23 protein-coding genes are annotated in these 24,069 nt (G+C 44.0%); 8 read left to right on the top strand and 15 right to left on the bottom strand.

Going from position 1 to position 24,069, the window contains the following annotated elements; genetic code table 11:
- The 5 genes from CLV93_RS13265 to CLV93_RS13245 form a co-directional block, all read right to left on the bottom strand.
- Positions 1–1,155 carry a 6-bladed beta-propeller gene (locus CLV93_RS13265; RefSeq protein ID WP_170108946.1) on the bottom strand — a complete coding sequence of 385 codons (1,155 nt, stop codon included), beginning with the start codon at positions 1,153–1,155 and terminating at the stop codon, positions 1–3.
- Between the two features lie 93 nt (positions 1,156–1,248).
- Positions 1,249–2,403 carry a 6-bladed beta-propeller gene (locus CLV93_RS13260; RefSeq protein ID WP_170108945.1) on the bottom strand — a complete coding sequence of 385 codons (1,155 nt, stop codon included), beginning with the start codon at positions 2,401–2,403 and terminating at the stop codon, positions 1,249–1,251.
- 93 nt (positions 2,404–2,496) lie between these two features.
- Positions 2,497–3,651 (bottom strand): 6-bladed beta-propeller, encoded by a 1,155-nt coding sequence (locus tag CLV93_RS13255; RefSeq protein ID WP_106542678.1) that lies wholly within the window; start codon positions 3,649–3,651, stop codon positions 2,497–2,499.
- Between the two features lie 80 nt (positions 3,652–3,731).
- Entirely contained in the window at positions 3,732–4,946 is a 1,215-nt protein-coding gene (locus tag CLV93_RS13250) for a 6-bladed beta-propeller (protein ID WP_170108944.1), read from the bottom strand.
- Between the two features lie 301 nt (positions 4,947–5,247).
- Positions 5,248–5,727, bottom strand: a complete 480-nt coding sequence (locus CLV93_RS13245; protein WP_106542676.1) for an META domain-containing protein — start codon at positions 5,725–5,727, stop codon at positions 5,248–5,250.
- 252 nt (positions 5,728–5,979) lie between these two features.
- On the opposite strand from CLV93_RS13245, the gene CLV93_RS13240 reads away from it, so the two are divergent.
- The gene (locus CLV93_RS13240) at positions 5,980–6,828 is read left to right on the top strand and encodes a mechanosensitive ion channel family protein (protein WP_106542708.1); all 849 of its coding nucleotides are present in this window, start codon (positions 5,980–5,982) and stop codon (positions 6,826–6,828) included.
- Positions 6,829–7,294: 466 nt separating this feature from the next.
- Here the strand turns inward: CLV93_RS13240 and CLV93_RS13235 are convergent, their stop codons facing one another.
- The gene (locus tag CLV93_RS13235) at positions 7,295–8,593 is read right to left on the bottom strand and encodes a cysteate synthase (protein ID WP_106542675.1); all 1,299 of its coding nucleotides are present in this window, start codon (positions 8,591–8,593) and stop codon (positions 7,295–7,297) included.
- Positions 8,594–8,778: 185 nt separating this feature from the next.
- On the bottom strand, positions 8,779–9,993 hold the full coding sequence (locus CLV93_RS13230) for a cation:proton antiporter (RefSeq protein WP_170108943.1): 1,215 nt from the start codon (positions 9,991–9,993) through the stop codon (positions 8,779–8,781).
- Between the two features lie 449 nt (positions 9,994–10,442).
- Here CLV93_RS13230 and CLV93_RS13225 point away from each other — a divergent pair, with 449 nt between their 5' ends.
- Together CLV93_RS13225 and CLV93_RS13220 are read left to right on the top strand one after the other, a co-directional pair.
- Positions 10,443–11,492, top strand: a complete 1,050-nt coding sequence (locus CLV93_RS13225; RefSeq protein WP_146142024.1) for a porin family protein — start codon at positions 10,443–10,445, stop codon at positions 11,490–11,492.
- 101 nt (positions 11,493–11,593) lie between these two features.
- Positions 11,594–12,139, top strand: coding sequence for a VOC family protein (locus CLV93_RS13220; RefSeq protein WP_106542672.1), 546 nt, complete (start codon positions 11,594–11,596; stop codon positions 12,137–12,139).
- Positions 12,140–12,195: 56 nt separating this feature from the next.
- Here CLV93_RS13220 and CLV93_RS20490 read toward each other — a convergent pair whose 3' ends face one another.
- The 5 genes from CLV93_RS20490 to CLV93_RS13195 all read right to left on the bottom strand — a co-directional run bounded on the left by CLV93_RS20490 (position 12,196) and on the right by CLV93_RS13195 (position 17,113).
- On the bottom strand, positions 12,196–12,798 hold the full coding sequence (locus CLV93_RS20490) for a 3-keto-disaccharide hydrolase (RefSeq protein WP_106542671.1): 603 nt from the start codon (positions 12,796–12,798) through the stop codon (positions 12,196–12,198).
- 24 nt (positions 12,799–12,822) lie between these two features.
- Positions 12,823–13,647: a 3-keto-disaccharide hydrolase gene (locus tag CLV93_RS20485; RefSeq protein ID WP_106542670.1), complete on the bottom strand. Its 825-nt coding sequence runs from the start codon at positions 13,645–13,647 to the stop codon at positions 12,823–12,825.
- A gap of 145 nt (positions 13,648–13,792) precedes the next feature.
- The gene (locus CLV93_RS13205; RefSeq protein WP_106542669.1) at positions 13,793–15,043 is read right to left on the bottom strand and encodes a tetratricopeptide repeat protein; all 1,251 of its coding nucleotides are present in this window, start codon (positions 15,041–15,043) and stop codon (positions 13,793–13,795) included.
- Between the two features lie 141 nt (positions 15,044–15,184).
- Positions 15,185–16,696: a M56 family metallopeptidase gene (locus tag CLV93_RS13200; RefSeq protein ID WP_106542668.1), complete on the bottom strand. Its 1,512-nt coding sequence runs from the start codon at positions 16,694–16,696 to the stop codon at positions 15,185–15,187.
- 33 nt (positions 16,697–16,729) lie between these two features.
- Positions 16,730–17,113, bottom strand: a complete 384-nt coding sequence (locus CLV93_RS13195; RefSeq protein ID WP_106542667.1) for a BlaI/MecI/CopY family transcriptional regulator — start codon at positions 17,111–17,113, stop codon at positions 16,730–16,732.
- A 554-nt stretch (positions 17,114–17,667) separates the two neighbouring features.
- Between CLV93_RS13195 and CLV93_RS13190 the strand changes: the two genes are divergently transcribed.
- Positions 17,668–18,093, top strand: a complete 426-nt coding sequence (locus CLV93_RS13190; protein ID WP_106542666.1) for a hypothetical protein — start codon at positions 17,668–17,670, stop codon at positions 18,091–18,093.
- A 1-nt stretch (position 18,094) separates the two neighbouring features.
- Here the strand turns inward: CLV93_RS13190 and CLV93_RS13185 are convergent, their stop codons facing one another.
- The 3 genes from CLV93_RS13185 to CLV93_RS13175 all read right to left on the bottom strand — a co-directional run bounded on the left by CLV93_RS13185 (position 18,095) and on the right by CLV93_RS13175 (position 20,181).
- Complete coding sequence (locus CLV93_RS13185) at positions 18,095–18,877, bottom strand: amidohydrolase (RefSeq protein ID WP_106542665.1); 783 nt, start codon at positions 18,875–18,877, stop codon at positions 18,095–18,097.
- 12 nt (positions 18,878–18,889) lie between these two features.
- On the bottom strand, positions 18,890–19,450 hold the full coding sequence (locus tag CLV93_RS13180) for a 1-acyl-sn-glycerol-3-phosphate acyltransferase (RefSeq protein WP_106542664.1): 561 nt from the start codon (positions 19,448–19,450) through the stop codon (positions 18,890–18,892).
- Between the two features lie 68 nt (positions 19,451–19,518).
- Complete coding sequence (locus CLV93_RS13175) at positions 19,519–20,181, bottom strand: B3/B4 domain-containing protein (RefSeq protein ID WP_106542663.1); 663 nt, start codon at positions 20,179–20,181, stop codon at positions 19,519–19,521.
- 66 nt (positions 20,182–20,247) lie between these two features.
- Here CLV93_RS13175 and CLV93_RS13170 point away from each other — a divergent pair, with 66 nt between their 5' ends.
- From CLV93_RS13170 to CLV93_RS13155, 4 genes are all read left to right on the top strand, one after another.
- Positions 20,248–20,919 carry a TatD family hydrolase gene (locus tag CLV93_RS13170; RefSeq protein ID WP_170108942.1) on the top strand — a complete coding sequence of 224 codons (672 nt, stop codon included), beginning with the start codon at positions 20,248–20,250 and terminating at the stop codon, positions 20,917–20,919.
- 12 nt (positions 20,920–20,931) lie between these two features.
- A complete protein-coding gene (locus CLV93_RS13165; RefSeq protein WP_106542661.1) occupies positions 20,932–21,645 on the top strand; it encodes a tRNA threonylcarbamoyladenosine dehydratase in 714 nt (237 codons plus the stop codon).
- Positions 21,646–21,828: 183 nt separating this feature from the next.
- Positions 21,829–22,926: an aminotransferase class I/II-fold pyridoxal phosphate-dependent enzyme gene (locus CLV93_RS13160; RefSeq protein ID WP_106542660.1), complete on the top strand. Its 1,098-nt coding sequence runs from the start codon at positions 21,829–21,831 to the stop codon at positions 22,924–22,926.
- Positions 22,908–23,996, top strand: a complete 1,089-nt coding sequence (locus CLV93_RS13155; protein ID WP_106542659.1) for a dipeptide epimerase — start codon at positions 22,908–22,910, stop codon at positions 23,994–23,996. Before CLV93_RS13160 ends, CLV93_RS13155 begins: the two co-directional genes overlap by 19 nt.
- Positions 23,997–24,069 lie beyond the last annotated feature (73 nt).

The following is a 24,069-nucleotide window of genomic DNA, read 5'->3' as shown; positions in this document are numbered from 1 at the left end:
TTACTCCGCCACAATCAAAAACGGGTTCTCATTCATGTCAATTTGAACCTGTTTATCGCCAATCGTGATGGTCTTGGTGGTTTCCGTATCATCTGCATCAAAGAAGTCCGCCGGACTGCAGGCGAAAACCATGTAGTCTTTAGTGACTTCCTTCGGATATCGCAGCGGTTCTATATCCGGCAGGCCAAAATAGGCCGAAACAGGGCCGTCCATATACACCTTCCGGTAATTGTTCTCATCGATGGCATAGCAGCTCTTTTTCTCATCGAAGATAATGGCCCAATAATATCCCTTGAAGTTAAAGCTCTCGAAAAGCCACGGAACATATCCTCTTTTTAAAGCGTCATCCCGGAAGTAAACACGCTTTTCCACGGGTAGATACTTGTCCACAAAGCTTGAAGGTGCCATTCTCTTCCCGATATCAAACGAAAGTATTCTTTTGAACTGATTATTCTTCCACTCGAATAATCCCCAAATGTTGTTGCTCGCAAAAAACAATCGGGAACCGTTAACGCTAAATGAATTGTTCATAATTGCTACTTGACTCGGATAAGAACTTTCGTCCTCCGGAATAAATTCCCGGATAATTTTACTGTCTTTTAGGTCATAAAGTCCGACAATATGTTGTTGTTCTTCTTTCTTTTCCCCGGTAAAGTGATGCAAAAGGACCTGATCACTATCCATGCTTTGAACATTCATTATAGGATAATCTTTCAGTTGGTAATCCTGAATGAATTTGCCATTGTAGTCGAAGACACAAAGACGTCTAAAACCATCAACAGCATAAAACAGCTGTTTAGCCGGGTTTATTGAAAATGAAAAAGTTCTTAATATCTCTCCCGGACCTTTTCCCTTACGTAGCTTATTGATAAATTTCCCTTTCCCGTCAAAGATGAAAACATTCCGATCGCTTAAGATAAAAATCCGGTTGTTTTGCTTATCGATGGCCGTTTTAGAGACATACCTGAGTTGTGACTCTTTCGTTGTTTCCAACTTAATTATCTGCGTGGGTTCACCTATTTTCAAAGGTTGGCTTTGTGTAGGTTCCAACACCACTACGTTAGACGGTTCTTCCTTCTTCTGGCATCCATTCAATAATAAAGCAGCCAAAGGTATCAATAGCAAGGATAAACGGATTTTGAAATTCGTCTTCATGGACATTTTTGTTCGTGTTAGTTATTTGGTTGGTTAAATCTGTATCATAGAAATTTATGGAAGCAAATTAATAACGATTAAAAAATCCCGCGTCTACTCTGCCACAATCAAAAACGGATTCTCATTCATGTCAATTTGCACCTGTTTATCGCCAATCGTGATGGTCTTGGTGGTTTCCGTATCATCTGCATCAAAGAAGTCCGCCGGACTGCAGGCGAAAACCATATAATTTTTGGTCATTTCCCTCGGATACTGCAACGATTTCACTTCCGGCAAACCGAAATAAGCTGAAACAGGGCCGTCCATATACACCTTCCGGTAATTGTTCTCATCGATGGCATAGCAGCTCTTTTTCTCATCGAAGATAATGGCCCAATAATATCCCTTGAAGTTAAAGCTCTCGAGAAGCCACGGAACATATCCTCTTTTCAAAGCGTCATCCCGGAAGTAAACACGCTTTTCCACGGGTAGATACTTGTCCACAAAGCTTGAAGGTGCCATTCTCTTCCCGATATCAAACGAAAGTATTCTTTTGAACTGATTATTCTTCCACTCGAATAATCCCCAAATGTTGTTGCTCGCAAAAAACAATCGGGAACCGTTAACGCTAAATGAATTGTTCATAATTGCTACTTGACTCGGATAAGAACTTTCGTCCTCCGGAATAAATTCCCGGATAATTTTACTGTCTTTTAGGCCATAAAGTCCGACAATATGTTGTTGTTCTTCTTTCTTTTCCCCGGTAAAGTGATGCAAAAGGACCTGATCACTATCCATGCTTTGAACATTCATTATAGGATAATCTTTCAGGTGGTAATCCTGAATGAATTTGCCATTGTAGTCGAAGACACAAAGACGTCTAAAACCATCAACAGCATAAAACAGCTGTTTAGCCGGGTTTATTGAAAATGAAAAAGTTCTTAATATCTCTCCCGGACCTTTTCCCTTACGTAGCTTATTGATAAATCTCCCTTTCCCGTCAAAGATGAAAACATTCCGATCGCTTAAGATAAAAATCCGGTTGTTTTGCTTATCGATGGCCGTTTTTGAGACATACCTGAGTTGTGACTCTTTCGTTGTTTCCAACTTAATTATCTGCTTGGGTTCACCTATTTTTAATGGTTGGCTTTGCGTAGCCTCCAGTACGACTACGTTAGACGGTTCTTCCTTCTTCTGGCATCCATTCAATAACAAAGCAGCCAGAGGTATCAATAGAAAGGATAACCGGATTTTGAAATGCGTCTTCATGGACATTTTTGTTCGTGTTCGTTATTGGTTTGGTCAAATGTGTTTCGTCGGAATTCCTGTAAATAGGTTAATAACAAGTAATAAATCAAACAGTTATTCTGCCACAATCAAAAACGGATTCTCATTCATATCAATTTGAACCTGCTTCTTGCCAATCGTGATTGTCTTGGTCGTTTCCGTATCATCGGCATCAAAGAAGTCCGCCGGGTTACAGGCAAAAACCAGGTAGTCTTTGGTGATTTCCTTCGGATATCGCCAACGTTTCAGGTCCTGCAGGCCGAAATAAGCGGAAACAGGGCCATCCATGTACACCTTCCGGTAATTGTTCTCATCGATGGCATAGCAGCTTTTATTTTCATCATAGAGAATGGCCCAGTAATATCCCTTGAAATAGAAACTCTCCAAAAGCCATGGGACATATCCTCTTTTGAAAGCGTCATCCCTGAAATAGACACGCTTTTCTATAGGTAAATACTTGTCCGAAAAGCTGGTGGGCGCTAACCTCTTCCCGATATCGAACGAAAGAATTCTTTCGAACTGATTGTTCCTCCACTCAAACAAACCCCAAATGTTAGCGCTGGCAAAAAACAATCGGGAACCATTCACTTGGAATGAGTAATTCATAAACATAACTTGCCTGGGATAGGGACTTTCGTCTTCCGGAATAAATTTCCGGATATTTTTTCCGTCCTTCAAATCATAAAGTCCGACAATATGTTGTTCATCTGCAGTCGCTTCTGCTGTAAAATGGTGCAACAAAACCTGAGCATCACCTATGCTTTGGACATTCATGCTACGAAAATCTTTTAGCTGATAATCCTGAATGAATTTCCCGTCATAGTCAAAGACACAAAGCCGATAGAGATTATCAACCGCATAAAAAAGCTGTTTGGCCCGATTCAAGGAAAACGAAAAAATACTTAATATTTCTCCCGGACCTTTTCCCTTACGCAGCTTATTGATAAACTTACCCTTCCCATCAAAGATGTACATAGTACTGCTGCTCAAAACAAAAATCCGGTTGTTTTGCTTATCGATGGCCGTTTTAGAAATATACCTAAGCTGCGACTCCTTCGTTGCTTCCAATTTAATTATCTGCGTGGGTTCACCGATTTTCAACGGCTCGCTTTGTGTGGCTTCCAGCACCACTAGGTTAGACGGTTCTTTCTTCTTCTGACATCCATTCAGTAAAACAACAGCGAAGAGAGCCAGCAGAGAAAACAGAGCGATTCTCCGGTTCCTTTTCATGAGCAATTGGGTTAGTGTTAGTTATTGGTTAGTTAAACGACCTTACGGTATTAATCCATAGAAATACCGAAAAGGATAAATCAGTCTTTCAGCCTTGCCAGCACCAGTACGGGGTTATCATTCTCATTAAGTCGATCGGCCAATGCTTCCAATTGCCGTTTTTTTTCCGGAAGTAGAGCCTTAGCGTGGGAAAAATCATCCGACGACACATACGTTTTCAGTTCCAGCGGTGTAATCCATCCCAGCAGGTATTCCTGTCCGTCAATCGTCAGTTCCCTTTTGGGGATAAAATTCGGACCGCCGTCCAAATCATCCGTCAGGCCGGTTTTCGCATCAAATGAGAACTGCTTATCCGAATCCTTGCCCACGACAAAAAAATGGCCCTCTTGATGCAATCCATACGCAGTCCATAAATAGTTTGACGTTTCGAAAAGCTGTCCAATGAAGATGTAGTCGCCGCTGTTATTCATATAACTTTTACCACTTCCTCTCACCTCCGGAGTAAACTTCTCCTGCCCCTGCTCGAATACAAACCGGGGGGTAAAACCACCATCGTGGAATGTCTGCACCGTATCGGAATGAATGCCTTTGATCTCAAGTTTCCCATCATATGGGTAAAACAGGAACTCATTCATAAACACCAATACGGCAGAATCTTCCTTTTTGAAGGTATAGTCGTTTTTGAACGCCTTGATTACGTTACCTGCGCTGTTGAGCCATAGCAGTTCATAAGGATTGTCACCACTTGAATTATCCAGACTACACAAAAGGTTCCCCTTCCAGCATTGAATTGCCATGATGAAACCGTAACTCTTATCGATTTTGATAGTTTTTACCCACTCCCCTTTTTTACCATATACCTGGATGATATTCTTGCTTCCCAGGACATTAATCAATCCGGTTGATTGATCGACACTAAAATCGTTCGCATAGATGAACTCCCGGGGACCTTTTCCCTTGTGTCCAATTTCTCCCTGGAACTGTCCATCCGGTGAGAACTGAAAAAGATGTTGGAAATCAGAAATGATATAAGAATCCTGAGTCCTTACAACGTTAAAAATAGAATTTAGTAGGTTCGTTTTGGAGGTCGACAATGGAATATAGGATATACCGGATGCAAATTGTGATAAATTCACTTTTTGCGCTTTGCCGGCATGAACCAGATCAATGGTTCGCAATGAATTCTTTTGCTCCTTCTTGCAGGAAGTAAATCCAATAAATACAACGAGACTAAAAAACAGAAGAGCCTTGCTACTTACTGAAAGTAAGTATTGATTTGAGGTACACAATTTCATATTTGTCAATGTTAGTGGTCTAAACATTATCGAAAATCGACAGGAATCCCACCGCTATCTTTTACCCCACGTTATTCCTAAAGTATCCGATATTTATCCGCCGTAGCTTTCCGAAGTTAACTTTTCCTAGCCGTCTTTACAAATTTTTACCCTATCAGGCGGTTTAAAAATGTGTTATCACACTATCCCAATTCTCCGTTTAACGAAAAATTCGATGCGTTCACCACACAAAACTGACCGTTCACCACTAATTTTGGACAAAATGGATTTGTTGATAAAAAAATCTACCCGCCGGTGAAAATCAGTCTGCTTTTTTAAATTTGAGCAATAACTGGCCGTTGCTCCAGAGCGATAACTCCTTTTCTGAAAGTTGATATTGATCTACTTCCTGAAGAATCGCCAGGAATTCCTCCTCTTCGTCCAATAAAGGACAGGCCTTTTTGGTCGCAACAACTCCCACAATCTTGATATATGACTCATCGAGCACCAGTTGTCCGCGGAATTGATTGCAGCCGGCAAATCCAGCCACCTGATTTTCCTTCACTTTGAATTCGATGGTCGGATGATTGTGCGGGAAAATCTCCTCAACCGCTTCTCCATCCATTTCGGTTAATTCCCACTTCTCCTCCAAAGCATTTTCCTTCTGTCCGGCCTGCGTCGTCTCTTTTAACGACTTTCTGTCGTTCTTTTGTTGGGCTTTCGCCTGATTCATTTCTCCCACACCGAAAGTAAGAACACCGAGAAAAATTATCAGCGAAAGCGATTTCATCATTCTTTTCATACGGGATGTTTTTTGTTAGCGTTTGTTGTGTCTATCACGATTCAATTTACGAAATAAAGCGTGCTTTTTTCTCTGTTCTTGAGCAAGAAACATACTAAAAGAGAGGAAAGAGGTCAGACAAGAGACGAGAGACATTTCAGGTTGCGTTACTGAGGATAACTTTACTCCTGGAGCTTTTTTCTCCGTTAGTATATCGCCGTATTGCAGAATCGGGATATTTTCCGGATTTTTAGCGACCATTATAAGAATGATATGAAACCCATTGAGTACTTCCTGATCTCTGCGGCCATCCTGGTGGGGGCTGTATTGTTTTCGAAGATTGTCCGGATGCTGATCACCCGTTCGTTTAAGCGGGCTGCCAAACGCATCCAACTCGATCCGACCAACTATAACTTCCTGAAGAACGGAATTAGCTTCCTCATCTTTCTGCTGGCGGTTATCGGTATCTTCTTCATCATTCCCGGTTTACGCACATTGGGAAGTACCATGCTGGCCGGTGCCGGTATTTTTGCGGCGGCCATGGGTTTTGCATCGCAGCAGGCATTCTCCAATATCGTGAGTGGCGTTTTCATTGTTATTTTCAGACCGTTTGGTGTTGGCGATTTTATCAAACTCAGCGACACTTACTACGGCACTGTCGAAGACATCACGTTGCGGCATACCGTTATCCGGAATCCGGAGAACCGGCGCGTTATTATTCCCAATTCCGTGATTAGCTCGGAAACCATCCTCAACTCGAGCATTGCCGACGCCAAAATCTGCTCACAGGTGGAATTCGACATTGCTTACCATTCGAATATTGATGAAGCCATTGCCCTAATTCAGGAAGAGGCAATGAGACACGATAATCTTTTCGACAACCGGACAGATGAGGAAAAAGAAGCCGGCGAACCGGTCGTACGAGTCAGAGTAATCGAGTTGGGAAACTGGTACGTGCGATTGCGTGCTTATCTGTGGGCCGAAGACAACGGAAAAGCCTTTGTGATGAAATGCGATATGCTGAAAAGTGTCAAAGAGCGTTTCGACCAGGAAGGCATCGAAATTCCGTACCCGTACCAAAACCTGATTCACCACAACTCACAGCAGGAACTGAACGCGTGACACGTGGTTTCAGGTTGGACTTGAGGTTACTGTGGTTACTATCGTTCCTGTTGTTCCTGTTGTTTCTGTTGTTCGGCTTCGATGGACGTATTTTGGTCGTGATGGAGGGATTCCCGCTAGGGATAAATGTTCATCACCTCCGGCGAAACCGGAGGATTTAAGCCCAAAAAATAAAGCAACTCTGAAAGGAGTTGAATATAGGAGAATAACACACTCAGAGGGGGCTAACAGGAAGATTTCGATTCGTGAAATGTGATTTCTAAGCATTAATGAATTCAACCTGCTTCGGGGTTGTTCGAAAGGGGGGAGCTCCCCGCCCCCAAATTGATTGGGGGTGAAGAATATCTATCCGGCGTTGCCGGAAAAACTCTTTGATGCTACCGGTCGTACATGGGTAGGTTTCAATTTCCATAAAAAAAGCCGCTGCGATGGCAACGGCTCTATATCGATATTAAGTATGTTTTCTTCAAACCTGCAAAAACAGTTCCTGAAGTTGTTCCTTCACCATTCTTGGGTCCGGGTCAACCGGGAAAACCAAATCCGGTTTCATAAACTGAATTTTATTCTCCTTTTGGAATTTCTGGATACCACCACCGGTAACATTCAGCATAATAACAGCATCTTTCTCCACCTTTCCGGCTTCGACAGCCTGCTTCAGCGAAGCAGCAGCCACAGCAGCGGCAGGTTCCAGATCGATCCCTTCATTCAGTTCGAATAACGTACTGGCTAAATCAGCTTCTTCATTCGTCACCGCCAATACTTCGCCTCCGGCGTCAGTCATAGCGTCATACAAGCCACCTGAAATTCCGTACGGGGGTTTCCGGTTCGACAACACTTTCGCATCAATCTCTTCTACCTGTTTCCGGGCAACGGCATCGTCCATCGGCAGCATTTTCCGCGAACCTGCTTCCCACGCATCTTTTATCGGGGTAAACGGTGCATTCTGCGAAACCATCAGCTTCATCTTGTTCGAACCAAAACGTCCGTCTTCGATAAAACGCAAGTTGGCTTCCCACGCAGCAATCGCTCCGGTTCCACTACCCACTGCCTGGAAATAGTAATCCGGTATTTGCCCGATAGTGGTAACGGCCGAAAGAACTGTTGTTCCCATTCCATCACGACGGGCCACATTCTTGGCACCTCCTTCCGGGAAGAATATATCCATTTCGCAGGCGATGTTCGACAGATGAATCGCATCGAAATAATCGCCTCCCGATTCGGTAGCAATCAGCTTCACACACGGGTCAATCGGTTCGTTGAACCAAAGCGCCTTCAGGTTGTCTGAAGGAACACACAGTAGCAACGGGATTTTATTTTCCGAACAAACACGGGCAAACGCACGGGCTGTATTTCCAGCGGAAGCGACAACCATGGTCTTCTCTTCGTTGTAATTGGTCCGGGCGCACACTGAGTACGCCTCACACTCCTTGAAGCTGCCGGTATTCATCACTGCACCTTTCTCCGGCCAGTAACCGTTGAAGGTGATATAGAGGTTCTCCAATCCGAGCTCACGTGCAAATCCTTCGCTTTTGTACGTCACAGGTGCCCCGGAGCCATCCAGTACCCGGTTAATGGGCAACCAGTCGGCATATTTATACAAGCCCGGAAGCTCTTCACGTACACGTAATTGTTTTTGCGCATATATTGCCCTAATCAGGGATGGAGTTTCGTTCTCAGGACAGCTCAATTCCCAGTTACCATCATTGAACCGGGTGCCGCAACACAACGATTCAAGATAATACTCTGTTTTGGTAAAGTTGGCCATAGGAATATCTCATTTATGGGGCAAAAATAAGTTTTTTTTCCAAAGGGCGTCCCCTTTTCCGGTCGGCGTTTACAATCCGGAATGCTTCCAACCAAGTTGCCAGCCCATTATATATTCTTTTTCCACTCTTTTTATTACGCAACATACAAAAGATTACCAAACGGTCAGAAAACGCTTTATACTTATTAGACAAGTCTTGTTTCACCTGCCTTTCTTAACGAGAAGCGGGAAATCAACGGTCCGACAATCTCATGGATAATGGTTGCGCCCATAATCGTCCCCAACAGAGCTTTCGCAAAAGGTTCAAATTCTGGGGTAGCGTGAACTGCCAACGCTAATCCGATTACGATTCCTCCTTGCGGAATCAGACCTCCGATGGTGAAACGGCGCACATTTGCCGACCGGTGCGTCAGGCGTGATGCCACGTATACGCCGGTAAATTTCCCAACACCCCGGCTGACAACAAACAACAAAATCAGTGACAAAACCCCGGATACAACCGAAAATTCGAGATACATTCCACTAACGGTGAAGAAGAAAAGAAAGATGAGCTCTTCGGTGTATCGTTGCATTACTTTCTTGATAATATGCCGATGCGGATTGAAATTGGCAACCATCAGTCCCAGTGCCATGGCCGAAAGCAATCCGTCTATTTCCAGCGTACGGGCAGTTCCAAAACAAAATGCCAGGCCACCAATGATGAGAATGATGTAGGCCCCTTCGGAGACAATCTTTAGCCTATACGCCAGGAAATTGAAGATCCAGCCAAATACAACACCTACTCCTACACTAAAAATAATTTCTTTCACCGATGTCAGTAATCCGGTTCCCAAATTGGCCGAAGTGTCTCCCAACATGGAAGAAGTCATATTAATGGCAACCGAATAGATGATGATACAAATGGCATCATCCAGCGCCGCAACGCCCATAATGGTATCGGTCACCTTTCCCCGGGCCTTGTATTCGTGCATTACAGCCAACGTTGCGGTTGGATCGGTAGGTGCCGCCAGTGAAGCAACCAGCATACTAAACGGTAATAAATACGCTGCTCCCATATCGAAACCGGTGAGATAGAGGAAAAGATACAGCACCGTCCCAACCAACAAAAAAGCCATAATCGATTCGGAAAAAGCGATGGTAATAATGGAACGTCCCAATTGCCGCAGTTTGGGCATGGTCAATGAGGTTCCCACTTCCATCGTAATGAAAGCGAGACAGAGGTCGGTTATCGGGCGGACATGCAGCGGGAAAACATCTGGTACGATGAAAAATATTCTTGGATTCAGCACAATGCCGGCAACAATGTATCCGGTTACCCGGGGAAGGCCAATGCGGTGAAACACCTGGCCGAAAACATAACCACTTAATAAAATGATTCCGGTAATCAGAAGGGTATCCATAGGTTCAGATTTCATTCGGCTACCATCAAAATTAAGATGATTATGCCGATTTGAAAATTTATACGCACGAAAACCAACGACTAAAATTTGACATAAATCATTTTTATTTTAGTCAATAAACCAGAATTTAACCGTTACGCATATCACGAATTATTTGCTTTAAGACAGTATACTTATCGACCTAACAGAAACCTGCGTATTTTCCGCATTAAACCAGTCGAGCTCCGTGCGTCATCGAATGACAATTTTTAACTCATTCATCAATAAAAACTAACTCACACCCTGTAAAACTACGACCTATGAAAACTATCATCTTCCTTTTGCTTACCACAATTTCAATAACCAGTTTCAGCCAAACAAAATTCGAAAAGGGATATCTCATTAATAACAATGGACAAAGGATTAACTGCTATATTAAAGACAATGATTGGAAGAATAACCCTACAGAAGTGAAGTTTAGAGTCGGTGAAAGTGGCGAAACAAAAATCGCAGATTTAAAGAATACCAAAGCTTTTGGAATTGAGAATAAGGTAGCCTATACAAGAGCTGTCGTCGATATCGATTACTCCTCCAGCGATGTTTCGACATTATCCAGAAAACGAGAACCTGAATTAAAGACCGATACCGTGTTCTTAAAAATCCTGGTCAAGGGGAAAGCATCACTTTTCTACTATGAGAACAGCAATCTCATTCGTTATTTCTACAGTACATCAGACAGCCCCATAGAGCAATTAATCTATAAGGAATACATCAAAGGCGACAAGGGAATCTTAAAGAACAGAGATTTTACAGCACAGCTTTGGAAAAATGTCAGGTGCCCTTCAACCTCCATCAATATCATCAAAACCATCCGGTATAACGCGAAAGATCTCGTTGAATATTTCCGGAACTACAATGAATGTGTCAACAAGGCATACACCGACTATACCAAATCGAAAAAGAAAAAACTTTTCTCCCTGACGATTACACCTGGCATTGAGATGGCAACCATGTCAATTGACAGCCGCGAGACGAACCTGATTGATGTGGACTTTGGAAGCAAATTCAATTACCGGATTGGACTGGAATTGAATATGCTCCTCCCATTTAATCATAATAAGTGGAGTATTTTCATGGAACCAACCTATCAACATTATTCAGGTCACGAAGTAATTGAAAGAACCTACTACCTGCCTAGAGATGTAGATGCTGAATACAAATCGCTGGAAATACCGATGGGTTTAAAATACAGCTTCCAACTAAACAAAAAGTCGTTTCTTTTCCTCCGGGGAGGCATGGTTGTCGATATTCCGTTCAATTCCACCATTACGTATACCAACAAAGACCGTCTTTACAAGATCCTCTCGGGAAATAGCTTTATCGTCGGCATAGGCTTGCGACACAACCGATTCAGCTCTGAATTTCGGTATTATGGGAACCGCGATATTTTAAGTAGCTCTATGTCCTGGGATACCAAATACAGCAAACTGTCTTTTATTCTTGGGTACCGGATTCTTTGAGAGGTTTTATTTCGGATAAAAAAATCCACTATACCTGACAAATCCCCTGTTATGCGGGTTGGAGATTTTGTATCTTCCTTGCAAACAAAAAGAGCATTATCATGAGAATTGATCACATTGCTTATCGCGTTCGCGACCGCTTTGAGACAGCACGATTCTTTACGGAAGGATTCGGTTACACAATCGATCCGGAATTACCGGACGGTTTCGAAATTAAGTTTGACGATGGCTCGACTGCCAAGTGCCTGGTGCTGCTGCCACCCGAAAAATTGAAAAGTGGCATCCCCTGGGATATTCCCGGAGGTGATGGGTTGGAATACCATATGGCACCCGAAATCTTCATTTCCGACGGCCAAAACCATTCGGTGGTTGAAGAGTGGGTAGCCTCGAAGAATGGTGGAATTGGCGGCGTTCACCACATCGCCTACCAGGTGGAATCGGTGGAAGCTAAGATGAAAGAGTTCAAGGAGAAGGGGCTGATGGAATTTACAACCGATGAGCCCATCCGCTGCGAAGGCCTGACACAGGTTTTCACCAAACCCACGCCCTTTACCGGCATCATTTATGAATTCATCGAACGGGAAAAACACGGCTTCTGCCAGGACAGTGTTAAATTCCTGATGGAAAGTACCCGCGATTTGAAATAAGTTTTCCTTCCGGGAAACCAGAAAATAAGAAAGGGGCCTCAACAGCCCCTTTTCTTTTATGGTAGTTCTTTTAATTCGATATTTTTCCAACGCACTTTGATTCCGCCACCGGCGTGAATCTGCAACGCAATGGAACCGTTGGCTTTCCCGATTTTTTCATCTGTCAGTTTCACCATTTTCTTTCCGTTGAGCCAGGTTTCCACTGTTGGGCCAACCACGCGCAAACGCAACGTGTTCCACTCTCCCATTTTCAGAATATCTTCCTTTTCATCCGGAATTTTCTCCAGCCATCCACGTCCGTAGGATTCGTATATTCCACCTGTATCGTGTCCCGGAGGAGCCACTTCGCACTGCCAGCCGGTTATCTTGGTTCCTTCAATGGTCGACCGGAAAAAAACGCCGCTGTTGCCGTTGCTCTCCTGCAAAAACTGAAGCGTCAAATCGAAATTCTTGTAATGCTTATCCGTGGCCAGGTAACCGTATTCCTTATCGGGACCGCTTTCGCAAACCAGCTCGCCGCTATCGACATACCATTTTTCGGTTCCGTAAACCGTCCATCCGGTCAGGTCTTTCCCGTTGAAAAGAGAAATGCTTTTGGAAGGCAGCATAAATCCGCTGAACAGCGCTACCGCTGCCAATAGTATTCCTATTTTTTTCATCTTACGTTTAGTTTGATTAGCAGATTAAAGTTCGCGGATTTTAATATTCCGGAACCAGATGTAACTACCGTGATCCTGCAAAGAAATATGGCCGACTTTCGCCATTCCGTAATCCGGATAATCTTTCCATTTCCCTTCGTTCTTGCGTTTGTTCCAATCATCGGTCCAACGCTCAAACTCGACCACCTTCTCACCATTCAGCCACTGCTCCACATGATTGCCGTTCACGATAATACGGGCCGTATTGAAAGCAGGACACCCAACCATCTGCAGTTTCTTTTTCGATTTATCAGCCGTGTACATTCCGTAATTAGCGCCGGTCAGCTGCCACTCTTCCACTTTTTCCGGGAAACCGACATCATCGAGCAGTTGGTATTCGGGACCGGTATAATACACGGCGCCATACTTTGGATCGTCAATCACACCATACAAAATACCGCTATTGCCACCGTGAGAAATTCGCCATTCAAGCTTGAGTTCGAAGTTTTCGTATTGCTTATCGGTAATGATGTCACCGCCAATATCGCCGCCTTTTCCAAGCGACATCAGGCTACCATCACGAACCACCCATCCCTGGGAAATATCGTTGCCGGCGAAACCTTTCCATCCATTCAGCGTCTTTCCGTCGAAGAGCAATTGCCAACCGTCTGCCTTTTCCTGTTCGGTTAGTGTATTCAAGGCTTCGGTTTCGTGTTTCGAAAGGCAATCAGACGCACATCCGGCTTGACCGGCACAGGTAGTTTCCTCAACCTCGACGTTTTCGGTCTTTGTTTGCTTCTTTTGAGTTGACTGGCATCCGGCGAAGATCAGGCCGATACCAAAGGCGATCAGAACAAGTGATTTTTTCATAGAAATAAAAGGTTTGATTAGTTTGTGCATTCGCTGTGTACTAAAACGGGGGGAAAGAAAGAGTCTGTCCAATCCTTCACCCCGCCAGCTGTTCGAAAGCTACTAATTTTTTATCAGCTGAAAAATACTTTTCAAAAGCCCTTTCTTACTGATCCATGAAAAGATCTTCTTTGATTCTCCGGATACGCTTCAAAGCATAATCGACATTGGGATTGTCGGAGTCGCCCATGCGTTTGAGGTATGCCTGGTAATATCCTAACGCAATGGTTTTGTTGTTATTGAATTCCTCGTAAGTAGTGGCCATGTCGAACAATACCCGGGTGCGCGTTGAGTCGTATTCGAGTGCCTTCTTATAACCATCAATAGCATCCTGAAAACGCCGGTCGCGGTCGTACACATCGGCCAGATGATGATAAAAATCAGCCAGGTAGTTAGGCGTAGCCAGTTGAATAGCTGTTTCCAGGAAATGGGCGCTCTGCTTGTATTCGGCCTTGCGTTTCATACACAAACCGATGTAAAATGCAACCATGTCGTCGGTCTGAACTTTTTTGTAGCACGACTGAAGAAGCTTTAGCGCCAGCTCCTCTTTTCGTTCAAAAAACAAACTGATCCCGTAATATTTCTTCACGATATAGGAAGAATCAGCAGGCAGAACATCCTGGTAGTAGTCTGCCGCTTTTTCGTAATTCTTTGCCAAAAAATTCACCTCTCCTGCTTTCTTCTTCAAAAGAAGATTATCCGGGAAATGTTCCAGCGCACTCTCAATGTAATCAATGGCAGGCCCATAAAACTTATGCTGTTGCAGAATATTGACTAAATTCAACAAGGAAGCCAGGTCATCGGGATTTTTCTCAATAACCCACTTATAGTTGTCAACGGCATCCGTAATCCGGTCAGTCCGGTAACAGCTTAATGCATACAGCCGGCGAAAAAGAAAGTTTGTCGAATCGCGGGTCGCTAAATCTTTGAATATGTATAATGCATCCAAATCACGATCGAGTTGCAGGTAGAGTTTTCCTAAATCCACCTGAGCTTCGCTGTTGTCAGGATCGGTCGTGAGCATTTTTGTGTAAACGGTAACCGCTGCCGGAAGATTTCCGAGCATACTATAGGCTTCGGCCTGCAACGATAAAGATTGAGCAGTTTCCGGTCCCTTCTTCAAAACGTCTAAAACGTCGCTATATCGCTTTTCTTTCTGGTAGGCTTGCGCCAACAAAAGCAATGACTCCGGAGCCAACTTTCCCGCCTCAAGCTTTGGCTGTAAGCGGTTAATCACCTGTTCTGTTTTTCCCTGATAAAGGAGATAAGCCAGGTCGTCATTTTGTCCTGTAGCCGGTAGGTAAAAAGCAAGGAGAAAAATAAGACACAAAGCTGCTTGTTTCAGTTTCTCATTCATATCGGGGGATTTAAAGAAAAAAGAGATGCCGTTGATCAACTAATCGCTCCGGCATCTCCTCTTATCTTATTCAACTGTTTTTCAACGCAAGTGAAATTGCGATACGACCACCCTAAATTCGGGTATGGGATGTCCGGCTATTCACTGCAACACAAAATTGATTGGCACAGTGAACTGGACGTTCACTGGTTCTCCTCTTTGCGTTCCGGGAGTCCATTTGGGCAAATTGTTTACAACCCGCAATGCTTCAGCATCCAACGAAGGAGAAATGCCACGAGCGATCTTTGCTCCTCCCACAGCTCCTGTTTTGGTAACGATGAAGTTAACGTAAACCTTGCCTTGAACTCCATTCTCCTGGGCATCTTTGGGATAATGAATATTTGCCGCAATATATTTTCTAAGTGCCAAATCACCACCTGGAAACTCAGGCATTTTCTCTACGATGAAGAATACAGGAGAGCCCTCGTATTCCGCGTTATCACCTGTATTCTGCCCGGTCATGCTGGCATTTTTCTCCACCGTATTCTCCTGTAGTTTATCAAGAAACTTCTGGGTAAAAATCTGCATTACTCCGTTCTTCACATTATCTTCTCCGTAATGCACGGCGAATCCCTCTAAACTCTTTTTGTCTTTGAAAACGTTAATTTTGGCAATGGATTTCGGATCTAAAGTATCCATCACTGCCTTGCTGGCCACGACCTCATCAATTAAAATTAATGGTTGCTTATCGACTGATGCCGATTTAACAGCAACCTGATCAGTTGCTGGCTCCGACGTTTTTTCGCAAGCAAAAACAACTACCAGCAACAGCATGGTCATTAATCCAATCAGGTATTTATATCCAGCCCACCGAGGGGATTTTATTTTTGAAATCATTTTCATTCTGCTTTTTAGTAAGGAATAATTGAAGTTGTTGGCGACCTGAAGCTGAATGCCGGTCACCTGTTCAATCAGCATGGCTTTGTAACGTACAGGCGAAATGCCCTTGTTAACCACCAGCGCATCGGCCAGAAATTCGTGATTTTCCCTTACAGCTCGGCGCAAATACCAGATGAATGGATTGAACCATTGTACCAGAACGACCAATTCGAGTAATAAAACATCGACGGAATGCCGTTGCCGGATGTGCACCATCTCGTGTTTCAGGATATGATTGCTTTCCTCCGTCCCGAATTGGAAATCGCGGCCAACAAAAAGCCAGCGAAAAAAGGAAAAAGCGGATGTTTCAAATCCCAGACGGACAATGGTCAGGCCCTTGTATTTGCGTTTTTCACCACTGCGAACCAACAAGACCATCTGGCCCAGTTTCCAGGTAAAACGCAGCGCGAAAAAGAGAATGCCACTAAAATATATCAGACCAATGAGAGGCAATGAAAGAAATAATCCTGATGCATTGGCTCCGGCTCCACCGTACACATCTACCGCTTCTAGAACCCGAGGTCCGCTGGCAATTAGCGCCAGATTGGACGATGCCGAATTCAGAAACACCGGAATATGAAGCAACGGAAGTATACCAGAAAAAACAGCTGATACGATAAGATACACACGGTTTAACCGGAAAAACGTCTCTTTGCGAAGAAAGAAGAAATAGACCAGGGTGAGTAAGCCGAGGCTTATTCCCGATTCTGTTATGAAGTTGATATAAGTGCTCATAATAGTTAAAGTCAGTTGTCAATCATTATTACTTCATGATTTCTTTTCATCATCTGTATCTATCTCGCGCCGGACTTCTTCCAGCAAGTCATTCAGATCATGAATATCCAGTTTGTCCTCCCGGGCAAAAAAGGAAACCATTTCCTTAAATGAACCGTCGAAATAGTTCCGCATAAAACGCTTCCCAAACGAACGGGTGTACTCCTTTTTACTGACGATAGGAAAATACTGATGCGATTTACCGTATGCCTTGTGATCGACAAAACCCTTTTTCTCCAGTATCCTGACGATGGTGGAAACGGTATTGTAGGCTGGTTTCGGCTCCGGCATCTCGTCGATGATATCGCGTACGAACGCCTTGTCCATATCCCACAGTAGTTGCATCACCTGTTCTTCTGCTCTTGTCAGTTCTTTCATTGTAAGTTGACTATTATTCAATAACATTTATTCCTTCGGCTAAAGGTACCGAAGTAGTTATTTATTTCAAACTATTTTTTTAGTTAATCGAGATAAAAAAATCAGGGCGGTATGCCCCATCTCTTTTCCTTTTTCATATTATCCAGTTTTTCGATTTTTTCTATAACCTGTTTCCTGCGCATGGAAATCTATTCACAATAGTAAAACTAATTTTTTAGTTTTCCAACTAAACGATTAGTTTTTGTAAGTAGAAGTAGACTGTGAGGAAAAAGTAGCCATCTCGAAAATATTTTGGGTAACGATTCGTTTTAAGTGCATACTCTCCTACTTCAACCTCAAATCACTCAGAATATTTCGAAAAACAAAAGGAAGTAATTTGTCTGAAAATTCAGCGAAGATCACCGCGTGGTGTTCGTCAGCGATCGTTCGTTGAAATCTCGTTAGAAACTTGTTAACAAACTGTTGATAACGTACGTTTTTTGAGCAAGCGATATTGACTATTACTCTGCGTTTCTGTAAGTTTAGATTAATTCCTCTAAACCAAATTATTTCTCATGGAAATTCAGGATTATCAACAGTCGGATTATGTTTTGCGCGATTTGCATGCGACGGCAAAATGGGGTGTATTTCTGTCAATAATTGGCTTTGCTTTTACAGGTATTTATATGGCAGTAGCCATTTATTCGAGCCGCTTTATTCAATTGCCTGCCGGTTTTCCGGCTTTCGCACATCATTATGCAGCTGAATTTAAAGCTATATTCCTGCTGGTTCCCGGCTTGGTCTATTTCATTCCGAATTTCTTCTTCTACAAACTATCCCGGGCAACGTTAAATGCCTTAACGGGAGAAGAAGTGACTTTACTTCCCAACGAAATCATGCTTCACCGCCGCACCATTGAGCAGCTGGGAACACTGATGATTGTTGCCCTGGCGTTTATTTCAGTCGTCATTATCCGGTTGTTGCTAACCAGCTCCATCTAAATCAGAGCAACCGAAAATCGTCGGCATCATTTCCTACCGGGAATTTTATACGGAAGCTTTCAAGGCTCTCCATCGAAAGTGTGTCTGTAATGACTTCTTCCCGGTTCTCCAGTCGATGCATCACTTCTCCCCGAGGATTTACCAGCAGCGAATCGCCACAGTAATCTATGTCATTTCCGTCAGAGCCAACCCGGTTCACACCCGCTACATAAATCTGGTTTTCGATAGCGCGGGCTTTTAGCAACGTTTGCCACACCTGCGTACGAGAAGCCGGCCAATTGGCTACGTAAAGGGCTAAATCGGTGTCTTTCTGGTTACGTGACCAAACGGGAAACCTTACATCATAACATATGTAAAGAGCGATTCTCCATCCCCTGAAATTGACTATCACCCGCTCTTTCCCCGGTTCGAAAACACCTATTTCACCCTCAATGAGGAACAAATGCCTTTTATCGTAGGTGGCATAACTTCCATCGGGTTGAACAAACAGTAAACGGTTGTAACGACCTCCGGCATCTTCCGTAATAACACTTCCACATACAGCTGCATCCAATTCGGCAGCTTTCTTCTTCATCCATTGCATAGTGTCACCATCCATCGGTTCAGCCAAAGCCAGGGCATTCATTGAAAAACCGGTAGTGAACATCTCCGGAAGGACGATCAGGTCGGTCGGTCCTCCAATGGAATCGATCATTTCCTCTAAATGGTTCCGGTTTTTCTGTGGAGATTCCCAATAAAGATCCGGTTGTATGAGTGTAATGCGAAGATCGTTTCCGTTTTTCATAAGCTGCTTTTTTTAATCCAAATCGTTTCCGGTATTAAACATCTCCGGATGTTTTCCCTGTACGCCTTTGTCCTTGTACCACTGACGCACCCGCTTCAGATCGGCGTTCAGGTCATCGGATAGTTCAAATTTTTCATTGAAGCCTATTTCTTTTTTGCCCCAATCAAAATAGCCCAAATAAACCGGAACACCAGCCAAACGGGCCATCGTATGAAAACCGCCTTTCCAGCGTGCTGTGGGTTTACGGGTTCCCTCCGGTGCAATGGCCAGATGCATGTAATCGCGTTTTTTAAATTCATCAACGACTTGCTTCAAGACATTCGCCCCTTTTTTCCGGTCGACCGGAATACCCCCCATGGCACGAACGATGTATCCCAGGGGCCAGAAGAAAAACTCCTTTTTTATCATCACGTAAGCTTTCCCACCTACGCTGGTATAATAAATCCATGAAATGACAAAATCGAGAGCTGAGGTATGCGGTGCGCCCAGAATAATACATTTCGATTCAGGAGCAACACCGCTCATCGCTTTCCATCCCAGGAGACGTAATATAAATCCGGTAAGTTTCTTCATTAGTGTTTGCTTAAATGTGTCTGCATTATTTCACGCAAAAATAGTCCTTTTATCTTCTTTGCACACGCTTATTCAACAATCCATTGTTCCAATTTTTTGGCCTTGCCATAACGAGTCAATAGCTCAACAGCAAGTTCCATTGCTTTTTCGGTTTCTTCCTGACCAGAGAAGCCAATTATCACCATCAGAAAACGTTTGGTTGCATTGGTAACTGAGGTTCGTTCTGAATCACTTGTCGGACTTCCAAACGCCGATTCCTCATCACGGAAAACCGGTAAAAATTCGATGTTAAGTTCTCCCCGGCCAATCGCCTGGTAAGGCTCGTTGTTTTTACCAATTCCCATTTGGACATCGCCTACGATTTTTTCCACATCATAACCCCCGATGGAAATTCCGGTTTCCAGCGAAATCAGATTAACCAGATCGACAATATTGTTGATGTGATAAAGTCCTAATCCACGAACAACACGTCGCGTCAAGGCTTCCGCCGAAAGGCGGTACCGTGCCGGGTCTTTTCCGCATGCTTTATAAGCTTTACGCGATGCCTGAATCGCACTTTTCTGGCTTATTTTATTCAATGGAAGATGCTCTTTAATTCTATTTTCCGTTTCCTTCATCCGGTTCAATAACTCCTCTCCCGACAGTCCGATTTGTACATCACACTCGATGCACCCCAGAACCATTTCAGGTACATGCGATTTCAAATCAACGGAAATTTCAATTTTAGTCATCCCTAATCTACTTTTCTAGTTAATTCTATCCGAAAATAATCATTACATTTGATAAAAAGCATAGTTGTGCCTGTTCCCTATATCGACATCCATACACACGACGCGGTTGAACAGGAAGACCTATTTCAGCTGCAAAGCTTGTTTTTACAGGATTTTGAGCAGAATCCTTCGCTGAATTATCCTGTAACTGCAGGCATACATCCGTGGCATGCCCATCTGTTCACGCCGGACGAAGCGCGCGAAATGCTGGAGCGCAACATCGGAAATCCATATATTGTCGGTATCGGTGAAACTGGCCTCGACCGTTCCATTCACACTTCGCTTGCTATTCAGGAAGAGATTTTCCAACTTCATATTGAAGCAGCAGAAAAAATCGGAAAACCAATTATCATCCATTGTGTAAGATGTTGGCAGGATGTGAGCCGATTGAAAAAAGACACCTCCATTCCCTGGATATTACATGGCTATACCGGCAATCTGCAAACCACGCAACAACTACTCAAAAAGAATTTTATCTTTTCCATTGGTTCTCACCTACTCGACCGCCGTGCTAAACTTCGCGAATCCATCGAAATCATTCCGATAGAGAATCTATTCATCGAAACCGATGATACCAACGTAGATATCAGAGAGATTTACCACGAAGTTGCTCTTCTCAACAATATGCCTCCCGAAGATCTGAAAATGCATATCTTTGGCAACCTAAAAAAAATCTTCGGACCCATTGTCCGGGCATAATTTTTTCCTAAAATGAAATGGTACAAACGGACGGAGCTTCTGGTTGGGAGCACCGGAATTGAAAAGTTACAGAACGCGCATGTATTAGTTGTTGGATTAGGCGGTGTTGGCGCTTATGCAGCTGAAACCATTTGCCGCGCAGGCGTGGGAAGAATGACCATCGTAGACGGAGATTCTGTAGAAATGACCAACCGGAACCGTCAGTTACCGGCGCTTGTCTCCAACGAAGGAAAGCCCAAAGCCGAAGTCATGGGTGCCCGGTTCCGGGATATCAATCCGGAGATTGAACTGGAAATTATCAACGAGTACCTGAAAGATGAGCGAATGGAAGAGGTACTCGATGCCTATCCGTATGATTATGTCGTTGATTGTATCGATACCTTGTCGCCGAAGGTTTACCTGCTGCAGCAGGCAAAAGAACGACAGCTTCCGGTTGTGAGTTCTATGGGAGCCGGCGGCAAACTCGACCCAACTCAAATTCGGGTCGCCGATATCTCAAAATCGTATAACTGTGCCTTGGCCAAAATGATTCGCAAAAGACTACGAAAACTAAACATCAACAAAGGAATCAAAGTCGTGTTTTCGCCCGAGGACGTCGACAAATCAAAGCTCATCATCGAGGAATCGCAGAACAAGAAATCGACTGTCGGAACCATCTCTTACATGCCACCCGCATTTGGTTGTTTTATTGGTTCGATCGTTATCCGCGATTTACTGGAAAAGTAATCTTACTTCTTTTGTTCCTGCTCAGGAAAAGAGCTGCTTCCTGGTAAGAAAACCTGCATTCCACTAAGATGTTGGCTTCTTTTTACTATATTTGACTCCATCATATTGGTATGATAACTTACATTAATACCAATATAGACAAAGCGGGTTTCTGCTTGTCCTACTACTTCTAAAATTCTTCTTATGAATATTTTAAACGGCGGAGTTGGTCAAACTATCAGGTTAAATGACAGGACGTTGTCATATTTTGCCGGAAACAACTACCTGGGACTTGCCAATGACCCGACGCTGGTAAACAACGCTGTCGATGCTCTCAAAAAATATGGGGTAAACTTCGCCGCTTCCCGGCAAACGACCGGCACTGCCGACATTCACCTGGAACTGGAAAAAACGCTGGCTGAATTCAAAGCTAAACAGGATGCGGTGGTATTTGCTTCCGGGTATATGGGAAATAAAATTCTGCTTCATGTGCTAAGGGAGAAATACGATTCCATCTTCGTCGATTCGATGGCACATTCGAGCATTACAGACGGTATTCCGCGCGACGTTTCGACTGTGGAATATTATAAGCATACCAATCCCAACCACTTGGAACAATTGCTAAAATCTTCTTCGAAAAAGAGGCCCTTAATTATAACCGATGGTGTATTTGCCCTTACGGGAGAAATCACTCCAGTCGACCAGCTCTATTTGTTGGCGCAAAAGTACGGAGCACTGCTGATTGTAGATGATGCTCATGCGACCGGCGTTCTGGGAGAAAATGGCCGGGGTACGCCAGAGCACTTCCACCTGGACCAAGCACCGGGCCTGTTTCAAAGTGAAACCATGAGTAAAGCCATCGGCTCTTATGGCGGCTTTATTTCCGGTAGTCACGAACTGACAGACACTATCCGGAAGAAATCAACGTTCTACGGTGCTTCTACTGCCTTGCCTCCGCCGGTTGTAGCAGCGGGTTTATCTTCCGTGAAACAAATCATGAGTCGCCCGGAACTGCGAACCCGTTTGATGGAAAACACCAGAATTCTCCGGAAGGGAGTTGAAGAACTGGCGTTTTCGACAACAAAAGGAACTACTCCTATTATTCCTCTTTGTTTTAAAGAAAAGCAGACTGCCAACGCTTTATCCCAATACCTCGAAGAAAATGGAATTGTGGCGCCGGCAGTTGACTACCCGGTAAAAACAAGTCAGTTCATTGTGCGAATCACCGTATCGAGCACGCATACCGAAGAACAAATTCATCATCTTTTACACACATTAAAAGAATGGAGAGAAAAAATATGACACCCACGACGATTAAAGAGGTTTTCATCGAAACCATCAACATCCCGCTGGACGCACCTTTTACAATAGCCACTGGAGTGAAATACGAGATGGAGAATGTGCTCATCATCGTCCGGCTCGAAAACGGCTTGGAAGGTTATGGTGAAGCTGCTCCGCTGGAACCGGTAAACGGAGAAAACCAGGCTACAGCGTTAGCCACGCTCAATAGCTGCCGAGATTTCCTCGTCGGGAAAGATGTGGCCGATTTCCGGCAAATATCGAAACACCTGAAAAGTGTGTATGGCGTTCAGGTAACAGCTCGCAGCGCTATCGAAATGGCATTGATCGACGCCTTTACCAAATCGCTGAATACGCCGCTGTATACTTTTCTGGGCAAAGCCGAGAACAAAATCGAAACCGACTATACTATCGACATCGTTTCGCCGGAAACAGCCCGGAAAAATGCGGCTAAACTCGCCGGCAAAGGATACAATACGCTAAAAACAAAAGTTGGCAAGAACCTGGTGGAAGATATTGACCGGTTACTGGCGATTAAAGACGGCGCCCCGAATTGCTACCTCATGCTGGATGCCAACCAGGGATATTCTCCCGCCGATGCAGTTCATTTTCTAGGAGAACTGAAAAAGAACAATATACGGCCCGAACTATTTGAACAACCGGTGAGGAAGGATGATTTGCGTGGGATGAAGTTCGTCAAGGACCACACATCGGTACCCATTGCTGCAGACGAATCGGTCTTTACGGCAACTGATGCTATCAAAGTGGTACAGGCCGGCTGCGCTGACCTGATTAATATAAAACTCATGAAATCAGGAATCGTAGAGGCGTTGGATATTGCAGCCATTGCCCGTAGTGCTAACATGGAACTGATGATTGGCTGTATGATTGAATCAAGGCTGGGACTCGGATGTGCCGTACATCTGGCAGCCGGATTAGGCGGCTTTCGATTTGTTGACCTGGACCCGCATTTGGAACCGGCACAGGACCCATTTACCGGTGGTCCCGAATTTTCCGAACCGGTGTATTCTCTTTCCGATGAAATACCAGGAATAGGTGTAGCAAAGAAGTAACAACAGGTATAAAAAAGCTGGTTGGCTGAAGTTTTTTCTTCATGTCCAACCAGCTTTTATCTCTTATCAATTC

This window comes from Prolixibacter denitrificans (assembly GCF_003014495.1).
Lineage (GTDB): Bacteria > Bacteroidota > Bacteroidia > Bacteroidales > Prolixibacteraceae > Prolixibacter > Prolixibacter denitrificans.
Note: the sequence above shows the minus strand (reverse complement) of the source record. Positions and strands in the feature narration are given on the sequence as shown.

Excerpts from the sequence above, each read along its gene's own strand:
- CLV93_RS13245 (WP_106542676.1), bottom strand. The coding sequence starts at position 5,727 with ATGAAAAGAATGATGAAATCGCTTTCGCTGATAATTTTTCTCGGTGTT.
- CLV93_RS13155 (WP_106542659.1), top strand. The coding sequence starts at position 22,908 with ATGGAGAGAAAAAATATGACACCCACGACGATTAAAGAGGTTTTCATC.
- CLV93_RS13190 (WP_106542666.1), top strand. The coding sequence starts at position 17,668 with ATGGAAATTCAGGATTATCAACAGTCGGATTATGTTTTGCGCGATTTG.
- CLV93_RS13220 (WP_106542672.1), top strand. The coding sequence starts at position 11,594 with ATGAGAATTGATCACATTGCTTATCGCGTTCGCGACCGCTTTGAGACA.
- CLV93_RS13255 (WP_106542678.1), bottom strand. The coding sequence starts at position 3,651 with ATGAAAAGGAACCGGAGAATCGCTCTGTTTTCTCTGCTGGCTCTCTTC.
- CLV93_RS13160 (WP_106542660.1), top strand. The coding sequence starts at position 21,829 with ATGAATATTTTAAACGGCGGAGTTGGTCAAACTATCAGGTTAAATGAC.
- CLV93_RS13240 (WP_106542708.1), top strand. The coding sequence starts at position 5,980 with ATGAAACCCATTGAGTACTTCCTGATCTCTGCGGCCATCCTGGTGGGG.
- CLV93_RS20490 (WP_106542671.1), bottom strand. The coding sequence starts at position 12,798 with ATGAAAAAAATAGGAATACTATTGGCAGCGGTAGCGCTGTTCAGCGGA.
- CLV93_RS13205 (WP_106542669.1), bottom strand. The coding sequence starts at position 15,043 with ATGAATGAGAAACTGAAACAAGCAGCTTTGTGTCTTATTTTTCTCCTT.
- CLV93_RS13175 (WP_106542663.1), bottom strand. The coding sequence starts at position 20,181 with ATGACTAAAATTGAAATTTCCGTTGATTTGAAATCGCATGTACCTGAA.
- CLV93_RS13230 (WP_170108943.1), bottom strand. The coding sequence starts at position 9,993 with ATGGATACCCTTCTGATTACCGGAATCATTTTATTAAGTGGTTATGTT.
- CLV93_RS13195 (WP_106542667.1), bottom strand. The coding sequence starts at position 17,113 with ATGAAAGAACTGACAAGAGCAGAAGAACAGGTGATGCAACTACTGTGG.
- CLV93_RS13260 (WP_170108945.1), bottom strand. The coding sequence starts at position 2,403 with ATGAAGACGCATTTCAAAATCCGGTTATCCTTTCTATTGATACCTCTG.
- CLV93_RS13250 (WP_170108944.1), bottom strand. The coding sequence starts at position 4,946 with ATGAAATTGTGTACCTCAAATCAATACTTACTTTCAGTAAGTAGCAAG.
- CLV93_RS13180 (WP_106542664.1), bottom strand. The coding sequence starts at position 19,450 with ATGAAGAAACTTACCGGATTTATATTACGTCTCCTGGGATGGAAAGCG.
- CLV93_RS13200 (WP_106542668.1), bottom strand. The coding sequence starts at position 16,696 with ATGAGCACTTATATCAACTTCATAACAGAATCGGGAATAAGCCTCGGC.
- CLV93_RS13235 (WP_106542675.1), bottom strand. The coding sequence starts at position 8,593 with ATGGCCAACTTTACCAAAACAGAGTATTATCTTGAATCGTTGTGTTGC.
- CLV93_RS20485 (WP_106542670.1), bottom strand. The coding sequence starts at position 13,647 with ATGAAAAAATCACTTGTTCTGATCGCCTTTGGTATCGGCCTGATCTTC.
- CLV93_RS13265 (WP_170108946.1), bottom strand. The coding sequence starts at position 1,155 with ATGAAGACGAATTTCAAAATCCGTTTATCCTTGCTATTGATACCTTTG.
- CLV93_RS13165 (WP_106542661.1), top strand. The coding sequence starts at position 20,932 with ATGAAATGGTACAAACGGACGGAGCTTCTGGTTGGGAGCACCGGAATT.
- CLV93_RS13185 (WP_106542665.1), bottom strand. The coding sequence starts at position 18,877 with ATGAAAAACGGAAACGATCTTCGCATTACACTCATACAACCGGATCTT.